This is a genomic window from Arthrobacter sp. 10T413_2 (genome assembly GCF_056394205.1).
Map to the genome: position 1 here is coordinate 1 of NZ_JBFTHK010000199.1, position 7284 is coordinate 7284.

The following is a 7284-nucleotide window of genomic DNA, read 5'->3' on the forward strand; positions in this document are numbered from 1 at the left end:
CCCCGCCGCTGGTAGCCTTGTACCGAAACCTTGGCGAGGGAGAGCGCCGGTCAACCGTATACACGGGAAGCCGGAGTGCTGGTCTCCGTTATCGACTGGGTCTGAATCTCCTTCTGAAGGTCAGCTGCACGGCAGCCCGGCGTTGAAGGTCGCAAACAGACCTCCGCCCTTGCTGAACACCGTTTAGTCCCACAGCTTGAAATCCCATGAGGAGATATCCATGTCTGAGCAGAAGCTCGCAGCAGAAGTACGCACCGAATTCGGCAAGGGCTTCGCCCGCCGCGCCCGMATGGCCAACCTGATCCCGGCCGTCATCTACGGCCACGGCGCCGAGCCGATCCACATCACCCTGCCGGCGAAGGCCACCACCCTGGCCGTCCGCAAGGCTAACGCCCTGCTGACCCTGGACATCAACGGCGAGCAGCACCTGGCCCTGGTCAAGGACATCCAGCGCAACCCGATCAAGCAGATCATCGAGCACCTCGACCTGCTGACCGTCCGCACCGGCGAGAAGGTCACCGTCGACGTCCCCGTSCACCTGACCGGCGAACTGGCTCCGGGCAACGTGTACAACCAGGAAATGACCACCGTCTCCCTCGAGGCCGAGGCAACCCACCTGCCGACCGCCGTCGAGGTCAGCATCGAGGGCCGCAGCGCCGGCGAGCACATCCACGCTTCCGACCTCGTTCTGCCGAAGGGCTCCGTCCTGCTGGCCGACGTCGAGGCTCTCGTCGTTCACATCTCCGAGGCCACCGAGGTCTCCGAGGAAGAGGCTTCGGCCGACACCACCGAAGGATCCTCGGTCGCGGCCGAGTAATTCCGGCGATTTCTCCGGCGGCCGGGTCCCTGAGGGGCCCGGCCGCCGTCGTCTCTGAACCCGTCGTATTCCGCACCGGAGCCGGCACTCGCCCCTGACCCGTCCCACCCTGACCTGGCCCACCGAAGGACTGATCCATGACCGACACCTGGCTGATTGTAGGCCTTGGCAACCCCGGACCCGAGTACAGCCACAACCGTCACAACGTCGGCCAGATGGTCCTGGATGAACTCGCCTCGCGCACCGGCGGCGGCTTCAAGTCCCACAAGGCCCGCGCCCAGGTCCTCGAAGGTCGCCTTGGCATTGGCGGCCCCCGGATCGTGCTGGCCAAGCCGTTGTCATATATGAACGTCTCCGGCGGCCCGGTCTCGGCCCTGGCACAGTTCTACGGGATCGACCCCGCCCACGTCATTGCCGTCCATGACGAGATCGACATTCCCTTCGATACCGTGAAGCTGAAGCTCGGCKKCGGCGAAGGCGGCCACAACGGACTGCGGGACATCTCGAAGGCCCTGGCCACCAAGGACTACCTGCGCGTGCGGGTCGGCGTCGGGCGTCCGCCTGGCCGGATGGACACCGCGGACTTCGTCCTGCGTGACTTCTCCGCCCCGGAGAAGAAGGACCTGCCGTTCCTCATCGACGCGGCCGCCGACGCCGTCGAAGTCCTGGTCAAGGACGGCCTGCCCGCCGCCCAGCAAAAATTCCACCCGGCCAAGGCCCCATAAATCAGGCTTAAACACGCAGCAGCCCGGCCCCGTAGCAGGGGMAGGCGCGCCGCGAGGATCCGGATAGTGGGTTTCCTTCCCAAGCTTTCAGCATTCCAGCTATGATCTGTCTACTCTCATGTCGGGGGATAGGGATACGCTACTTCTAAGTGGGCAGTCTGGGGTTGCTGTCTACAAAGCGGTACGAAGGAAACTACATGTCGAGGGATTCGCTGGGCTGGGGGAATGTTTCCACTACATTGGCACCCGCCGAAGAAGAACATGCCGCCGGTCCGGTCGCGAGGCACGGATGGTCCGGTTTGGCGCGGAATGCCGACGCCGAGMGCGTCCGGACGGAACTGCTTGCGCAGGACCGGATGGGCGTTGTTATCACCGGCGACMGCGGCGTAGGCAAGACCCTCGTCGGCAGGACCGCCCTCGCGGGGTTCGGCCCCGAGGTATACACCATCCAGCTCCGCAGCACAGGACMGGGGTCGGCAACGCCGTACGGCTGCCTCGCCTTCACTCTGGCGCGGCTCCCGCAGAGCTCCCTTGGCTCGCCGACCGCCATCCTGCACGGCATTAYCTCCCTGATCCGCGACGACGCCGCCGGCCGCCAGTGCGTGATCCTGCTGGACAACGCCGGGGCCCTCGACGAACTCAGTACCGGGGTCCTGCTGAACCTGCTGCAGACCCGCACCGCCCGGCTGATCGCCACGGCCCAGCGCACCACGGACCTTCCGCCTGACTTCTACTGGCTCATCACCTCGGGCCAGCTTGCCGAGGTCCGGTTAGCCAACCTGACCGAGCTCGAAACACTGGAGGTCCTGCAGTCAGCCTTGGGCCACCGGGTCTCGACGGCCCTGGCTAGCCAGCTGCACCAGCTGGTCGGCGGCAGCCCCACGCTCCTGCAGGCCGTCGTGTCAGAACAGATCGAACGCGGAAACCTTGTCCTGTCCGKATCGGTCTGGACCCTKGTCGATGAGGTGGTGCTCGACGGCCGGACGGCGCTGGAAGACATTGTCCGGGCCAGATACGCCAGGGAAACACCCGAAGCACGCGAGGTCATCGACGTCCTCTCCTGCGCCCGGACGCTGCCMCTGTCACGGCTCGCCCGGATGTACAGCCCCGGTGTCATCGCCGACATGGAAGAGGCCGGCCAGATMGTCGTGGACCGCACGGATCGGCACCTCGTMACCCTGGGCGACCGCTACCTCGGCGACATCGTCCGGAACTGGCTCAGCGTGGAGCGCCGGCTGGAGCTGCGGGACAAGGTCCCCGGACACCAGGAACAGGAACTCGACGAACTCACCGTCGAGGACCTGCTCGCCTATGCGGCCTGGACCCACGACTGCCACGCCCAGCTCGCCCCCGCCCACGCGCTGGCGGCCGCCAGCGCGGCCGTCAAGCTCTTTGACCCGAAGTTTGCCCTCAAATGCGCCGGGAGCCTCTCTCCCTCGGACCCTGAATGGGCCGAGGGGCAGCTCCAGAAATCGGCGGCCTACCTCCAGCTCGGGCTGCCCCTTCAGGCCATGTCAGCGCTGGACGATGTCTCGGAGCGGCAGGTCAACGACCTCGGGGCCGAGACCTTCGCCGAATTCATTGCGGCGAAAGCCGACTGCATGGCCTGGCTGGAAGACCGCTCMGGCAAGGTCCCCGAACTCCTGCGGCAGGCCCGGGTCCGGCTTCAGGACTTGAGCCTGGAGGAGCCTGCTGCCAGCCCCGCCGCACTCTCGCGGGCCGCGCTGCGCCTGGATCTGTGCGAGTTCAACTACTTCTCTTTCATCGGGGATTTCGAGCCCATAATGGCCCGCCTCACCGCCGCGGCCACTACGGATGTCCCGGGCGCGGACTCCGTGCACCGGCTCCGCTCGGCCATCATCCTGATGGAAGCCTTGTCCATGACGGGCCGGGAACTCGACGCCAAAAAACTCATGCGGGAACTCGGCGGGCAGCTGGGCGAGTGRTCCAATGTGCCGCGCATCCGCGAAAACTTTGCCTGGCGCTCCTACAACGTCCTGCTCCTGTCTGGCCTGTGGMGCCAGGCCATCGACATGCTCAAGGACGCGAGCGGCCGGGCCGGGCACGGGCTCCATTCCGGCAGCGCCGCCACTGACCTCGCCGTCGGTCTCGCGTACGTCTATGCCGGCCGCGGCTACATGGCGTTGGACCCGCTGCTGGCCGCAATCGCCCAGCTTGAGGTCCGGGCGAGCCTGCAGTCCCTGCGCCAGGCCTACGCCGCCACCGCCTTCGCCTACGCCCAGACCGGCAACTCGGTCCAGGCCACCATCTACCTGGACCGCGCCCGCTCGGCTGACGGTCCGGCCCGCTTCGCCGTCAGCAGCTCCACGGAGTTCTGCATGGACATGGCCTCGCGGTGGCTCGGCGACCCGGAGGCCAAGGACCGGCTGGTCCGGTCCGCAGAGGCGCATTTCCGGAAAGGCCGCTACACCCTCGCCGGCATCTGCATGCTCGGGGCCACCGTCAATGGAACCGGCAAGGATTATCTCTACATGGAGGAAATCGCCGGGCTGAGGCAGGGGCCGCTGGCCGAACTGTCCCGCACGGTTGCCGTCGGCAGCCGGAAGAAGGATGCCGCGATCATGCTCCAAGCCGCCGAGCAGGCCGCGGCCCTGGAGCTCGACGCCGTCCAGGCCAGGTGCGCGGCGCTCGCGTTCGATTTCGCCAAGGGCGCCGGACTGACCGCCAGCGCCAACACCGCCTACAGCATGCTCGAGAGCCTCTCGGAGTCCGTACCGGCGCTGCCGATCATGCCCCGCAACAAAGGCCCGCTGCTCACGGAACGGGAGCGGCAGATCGCCACCCTTGCCGGGAACGGCGTTTCGAACAAGGACATCGCCCTGGAAGTGGGCATTTCCGTCAGAACAGTGGAGGGCCACCTGTACCAGGTGTTCACGAAGCTCGGCGTTTCTTCGCGAAGTGATCTGCTTGGACTCATCTAGGGGCACGGCGGGAGCCCCCGGCACCGAGGCGTCCCGCGCCTTGACCGGGAGGTCGGATGATTTGATGTCGGCCGTGGAGTCCCTTCAGGGCGGCAGCCATGTGGCGGTATTCGTCCTCGGCGAAAGCGGGATGGGCAAGTCCAGGCTCATCGAAGCCGTGGTCGCGGAGCTGGGCCCGGACGTGACGCCGGTGCGGATCCACGGCAGTGCGTCGCTGACGAAGGTGCCCTACGGTGTCCTCGGCCCCTTCATTGTCGAACTCCCGGTCCAGGAGGCGACATCGCAGCTGGCCGTGCTGAGGACGCTGTGGTCGCACCTGGAAGAAGAGAAGCGCGCCACCCAGAATCCCCTGCTGCTCATCGTCGACGACGCCCACGACCTCGATGAGGCGACGGCGGGGATCCTGGCCGAGCTGGCCGCCGCAGGTTGGGCGAAACTGCTGGTGGGCGCGGCCGCCCGGCCCGGACTGCCGGAGCCGCTCCTGCAGCTGTGGTTTGAAGGCATCGCCGAGCGGCATGACCTGCGGCCCCTCACCCTGGCGCAGACCACAGAAATGCTGGAGGGCGAGCTCGGCTCGCAGGTGCTGCCCAACGTCGCCGAGATCCTCTGGGAGGCCTCCGGCGGCAACCCGATGCTCCTCAACGGGCTCCTCGACGACGCCAAAAAGGACGGGACGCTGCTGCGCCGGAACGGTGTCTGGTTGTTCACCCGGCATCTGAACAGCCACGGGGACCGGCTGACCGACGTCGTGCGCCGCCAGCTGCTGCTGCGCTCGCCGGAAGAGCGGCAGGCATTGAACCTGGTGGCCCTGGCCGAACCCGTGTCCCGTGAACTGATCGAGTCCGTGGCCGGGGAAGAGGCCGTCGGGTCGCTGATCGACAGCGAACTGATCCGCGTCACGGGCTCCGCCGGCGGCGAGCTGCGGCTGTGGCACACCGTGTACGGGGACACCCTGCGAAACCTGATCTCGCCGGCCAGGAGCCTCCAGCTGCGCCAGAGCCTGCTGCGCCGCATGGACAGCGAGCCGACGTCGGCCGAAGGACTGTTGCGCCACGTGAGCTGGTCGATCGAATGCGGTGCAGAGGTCGAGGACCGCCAGCTCCTGCGGGCCKCCGTCCTGGCCAGCCGGCTCTACGAGGACGATCTCGCCCGCAAGGCGGCCGCCCTCGTCAAAGACCMGGACCTGCAGATGGCGGCCCGCGCCGTGATAGCGCGGACCCGCTACAACGCCTCCGACTACGTTGCTGCCTGGGAAATCCTCGACGCCGATTTCGGCCAAGGCGGCAACCTCACCAGCTTGCTGACCGGATCCCTCCTGTGGGCCGCGGTGATGTGCGCGCTGGGGTACACGCCGGCCGAGATCATGCAACGGGCACAGGCGCTGCAGCATGCCGGTGAACACCTGGCTGAGGCCCAGCCGGAGAACGCCGAAGCCATTCGMGCCGCCATAACGGAGCGCCTGGACACCATGGAAGCCATGGTCCTGGCACTGGCAGGCGAGTACCCGCAGACCTCTGCCGCGGCGGACACGGCCGCCACCCGTCCGCCGGTCAACAACCTCGAGGCGGCGTTCCGGCTCTCCCTCGACGCGGAGCGGCTCCTGGCCACCGGCAAAGGACTGAGCGCCTTTGCCGTGATGTCGCAGGCAGTCGAGGCCGCCGGAGCCGACCACGATGAGCTGTACTTCCTCACGGATTTCCTGGTGGTCCGGTCGGCCGCCGCCGCGATCCAGGCCGGGGACTGGCAGGCCGCGGAAAACCTCCTGGCCGCCTTTGTCGCCGGGTCCGGGCCAAGCTTAATTTCCTTCGGCGGGGGAGTCCACGCGGCCCATGGCATCATCCTCCTGTACCAGGGCAAGGCCGCGCAGGCGCTGAACACCCTCAGCGCCGCGCTCGAAGCGCTGCGGCTCACCGATCCCCAGCAGCTGTTCGCCMTCACGGCGGCCATKGCTTTCGCGGCGGCCGCCGAAGTMGGTGCCCAGACGAAAGCGGAGCTTTTCCTCGCCGACTTCGAGGCCGCCCCGGCGGCGTTGCCGCGGTACATGCACTCCCTGGCCATGATGGCCGTGGTCTATGGAAAAGCCCGGCTCGGGAACTACCCCGGCGCCATCGCCGAACTGAAGCGCCTCGGCCGCCCGCACCCGGAGATGAACACAGCCGGTCTCGAACTCGAGGCCCTGGCCCTTTGCCTGGCCTTAGGGGACACCGACTCGGCGCCCCGGCTGCTGGAACTGCAGGCCGGGCTCGAGGGCCCGCGGCCGGCCGCGATCTGCGCCTATGCCGCAGCCATCAGCACGGACAACGCCGCGGACCACCTGGAGGCCGCGAAAACCTGTGAGGCTGCGGAGCTGTGGACCTTCGCCGCCCTTGCCTACGACGCGGCGGCGCACGCCTACCGGGCCGCGGGCGACACCCTCAGGGAGCGCATGGCGAACTCGCAGCGGAAGCGGTGCCTGGACCGGGCCGACGACCTTCCCGGTGAGGAAACGGCCAAGAACGACGACTCACTGGGCATCCTGACCCGCCGGGAGCGCGACATTGTGGCGCTCGCAGTGCGCGGCCTGACCGACCGCCAGATCGCCGCCGAACTCCAGGTTTCMGTCCGGACGGTTGAGGGCCACCTCTACCGCAGCTACGCCAAGCTCAACGTCAAGGGCCGTGAACAGCTCCCCGGAATTGGCGGCCGCTAGGTGTACTCAGCCAAGAGGTTAGTTACATCTGCTGATGGGTGGTCGTCCTCCGAGGGCGCTGTGGTTGCGGCGGTGGTTGTAGAAGTCTAGCCAGCCGGTCAAGGCGTGTGT

At 67.5% G+C, this 7284-nt stretch carries 4 protein-coding genes; all 4 read left to right on the forward strand.

From position 1 onward, the window contains the following. The first annotated feature begins 220 nt into the window (after nt 1-220). The 4 genes from AC1DBQ_RS20180 (at nt 221) to AC1DBQ_RS20195 (ending at nt 7173) form a co-directional block, all read left to right on the forward strand. Complete coding sequence (locus AC1DBQ_RS20180) at nt 221-817, forward strand: 50S ribosomal protein L25/general stress protein Ctc (protein WP_476930202.1); 597 nt, start codon at nt 221-223, stop codon at nt 815-817. Nucleotides 818-954: 137 nt separating this feature from the next. Continuing rightward, nucleotides 955-1542 carry an aminoacyl-tRNA hydrolase gene (gene pth / locus AC1DBQ_RS20185; RefSeq protein ID WP_476930203.1) on the forward strand — a complete coding sequence of 196 codons (588 nt, stop codon included), beginning with the start codon at nt 955-957 and terminating at the stop codon, nt 1540-1542. 197 nt (nt 1543-1739) lie between these two features. Continuing rightward, nucleotides 1740-4484, forward strand: a complete 2745-nt coding sequence (locus AC1DBQ_RS20190; RefSeq protein WP_476930204.1) for a LuxR C-terminal-related transcriptional regulator — start codon at nt 1740-1742, stop codon at nt 4482-4484. After that, nucleotides 4462-7173, forward strand: coding sequence for a LuxR C-terminal-related transcriptional regulator (locus tag AC1DBQ_RS20195; RefSeq protein WP_476930205.1), 2712 nt, complete (start codon nt 4462-4464; stop codon nt 7171-7173). Before AC1DBQ_RS20190 ends, AC1DBQ_RS20195 begins: the two co-directional genes overlap by 23 nt. Nucleotides 7174-7284 lie beyond the last annotated feature (111 nt).